The organism is Methylobacterium sp. WL18 (assembly GCF_008040015.1).
GTDB classification, from domain to species: domain Bacteria; phylum Pseudomonadota; class Alphaproteobacteria; order Rhizobiales; family Beijerinckiaceae; genus Methylobacterium; species Methylobacterium mesophilicum.
The window spans coordinates 1-2,565 of sequence record NZ_VRVD01000662.1 but is presented as its reverse complement, the minus strand read 5'-3'; the positions used below and the strand labels follow the sequence as shown (position 1 = coordinate 2,565).

The window sequence follows — 2,565 nt, the reverse complement described above, 5'->3', positions numbered from 1 at the left end:
GGCGTCACGATGCGGCGCATGGCGCTCATCGCGCCGTCGTCCGACGTCTCGCTGCCGCGCGCGTTGCTGCCGTAGCGGCCGAAGCCGAACCGCGGCTCGATCAGGTCGAGGACGGCGTCGAGCGCCGCGTTGCTCAGCGGCACCTCCTCGCCGGCCGGCACGCCCTGGATGGCCAGAGCCTGGCGCTCGTAGGCCGGCTCGCTGCTGACCTCACGCCCGAACCAGTTCGGGCTCTGGAAGGCGCCCGCGTCGCCGTCATTGTCGAAGGCGACGCTGATCAGGTCGAGATTGCCCGGTGTGACGTACCGGTCGATCGTGACCTCGCGCCCGCCGAGCGTCAGCACGGTGCGGTCGTAGGCGGCCTTGCCGGGGCAGACATCCAGCAGCGCGTCGCCGTGGGCGCGCGGCACGTCGGTCCGCTCCTCGACCGGGATGCCGTCGGCGCCCTTGTTCACCAGCACCAGCTGGCAGATCTGGCCGTCGACGCGCACGTAGGAGCTGCGGCCCCCCTGGGCGACGAAGTGGCCCTCAGTGATCCGGGCTCCGCCCCGTTCCTTGCGGATCAGGCGGACCAGGGATGGCGCGACCAGGAATCGGCGAATGGTGCTCATGAACTCAAAACCCCTCCCGCTTCGTCGGCGGTGCGCCGATCCGGCGGACTGCCCTCAGGGCCGCCGGCCCGGATGGATCTGGTAAGTCGAGCCGGCAGGCGCGGCGTAAAAGCTCAGCCGCAACGCCGTATTGGCTCTCCCATAACCGCATCCATCGCCAATACCGGACGGCGACAACATGAGACGGTTAAGCGCTAAGCAAAAACACGACGAAATCAAGACCGGAGTGGGGTTGCGATTCCCCCAATTCCGGGCCTGTCCCCGATATCCCGTCTTTCGGTGCGGATTTTTCCAACCCAGGTTAAACCCGAACCAGCCAGGCTCAGGCCGCCGGCTCGAAGTTCAGGGCGGCGCCGTTCATGCAGTAACGCAGGCCCGTGGGGGCGGGGCCGTCGTCGAACACGTGGCCGAGATGGCCCTTGCAGCGTGCGCAATGGACTTCGGTCCGGACCATCCAGTGGCTGCGGTCCACGGTCGTCTCGACGGCGCCCTCCAGCGGCTCGAAGAAGCTCGGCCAGCCGCTGCCGGACTCGAACTTGGTGCCCTGCTCGAACAACGGCTGCCCGCAGCCGACACAGGTGAACGTGCCGGGCCGCTTCTCGGCCAGCAGGCAGCTCGTGCCGGCGCGCTCGGTGCCGTGCTCGCGCAGCACCCGGTACTGCTCGGGCGTGAGCTTCGCCCGCCACTCGGCCTCGCTGCGGGCATCCGGGCTGGTCGTCGCGGTATCGGCCATGTAGATCTCCCTGTTCGACGGAAGATATAGGCATCGTGCCCGGGGCCCGGCAGTCCTGCGACCCTGGAAACGGCTGCACCGGCGGCATCCTGTCGCTCACGGTTCCGCTTACGGGCCGCACCCTATGCCGCCGCCCCCACGGTGTCGGCCATCCGGGCCCGGCGGTGTCCGAGCGGCAGGGGCGCCCCCGTGGTGGTGTCGCGGCCGGTCTGGTGCTCGAGTTCGGCGTTGATCTCGCCGCCGAGCAGCACGATGGTCGATGAGATCCAGATCCAGGTCATGAAGCCGATCACGGCGCCCAGCGATCCGTAGGTCTCGTTGTAGGTGCCGAAGCTGGCGACGTACCAGGAGAACAGCAGGGACGCGATCAGCCAGAGCAGCCCCGCCACCACGCTGCCGACGCCGACCCAACGCCAGCGGGCGTGTTCCCGGCTCGGGCCGAAGCGGTAGAGCACCGAGAGCCCGGCGAGCAGCACCAGCAGCACCGCCGGCCAGCGCAGCGCCGCGAGCAGCCACGCGCCCGAGCCGAGACCGAGGAAGTTCAGCACGATCGGAACCACCACGATCGCGTTGAGCGCGATGATGATGAACACCAGTGCGCCCACCGTGAAGGTCAGCGAGCGGATGTTGAGCCAGAGGAAATTGCGCTTCTCCTCCTCCTCGTAGACCACGTTCAGGGCATCGAACATCGCCTTCATGGCGGCGTTGGCGCTCCACAGCGACAGCAGCAGGCTGGTGAAGAACGTGACGCTGAGGGAGCTGCTGCCCTTGGCGGCGATGCGCTTGATCTGGTCGCCGATCAGCTCCACCGCGCCGGTCGGCAGCACGGCGTGCAGCTGCGCGAGGTGCTCGTTGATCGCGTTGACGTCCGCGAACAGGCCGTAGCAGGTGACCAGCGCCGCGATCGCCGGGAACAGCGACAGCAGGGTGTAGAAGGTCACCCCGGCGGCCACGGCCAGCACCCGGTCCTTGTTGAACTCCAGGTAGACCCGGACCGCGATGTCCTTCCAGCCGGCGCCGGTCATCTCGGCGGGGCTGTCGGCGGCGCGCCCACGCTCGGGCTGGGTCGCGGCGGTGAGCTGCGCGGCGCGGCCCACGATCGAGCGTGCGCCGACATTGATCGCCTTGTTGCGCACAGGCGCAGCCGTGTCGGCCCGCAGCGGCTCGGCCGGCTGTTCCGGCAACTCGGGCGGCAATTCGGGCCTGGCCGGCGCGCGGCGC

General features: G+C 69.1%; 2 protein-coding genes and 1 pseudogene. All 3 read right to left on the bottom strand.

What is annotated here, in order from left to right; all coding sequences use genetic code 11:
* A pseudogene (locus tag FV228_RS26585) lies at positions 1 to 611 on the bottom strand (hypothetical protein); the annotation flags it as partial.
* 322 nt (positions 612 to 933) lie between these two features.
* Positions 934 to 1,344 (bottom strand): peptide-methionine (R)-S-oxide reductase MsrB, encoded by a 411-nt coding sequence (gene msrB, locus FV228_RS26580; protein ID WP_147857267.1) that lies wholly within the window; start codon positions 1,342 to 1,344, stop codon positions 934 to 936.
* A 122-nt stretch (positions 1,345 to 1,466) separates the two neighbouring features.
* A complete protein-coding gene (locus tag FV228_RS26575; protein ID WP_246694040.1) occupies positions 1,467 to 2,504 on the bottom strand; it encodes a YihY/virulence factor BrkB family protein in 1,038 nt (345 codons plus the stop codon).
* Positions 2,505 to 2,565 lie beyond the last annotated feature (61 nt).

Excerpts from the sequence above, each read along its gene's own strand:
- msrB (WP_147857267.1), bottom strand. The coding sequence starts at position 1,344 with ATGGCCGATACCGCGACGACCAGCCCGGATGCCCGCAGCGAGGCCGAG.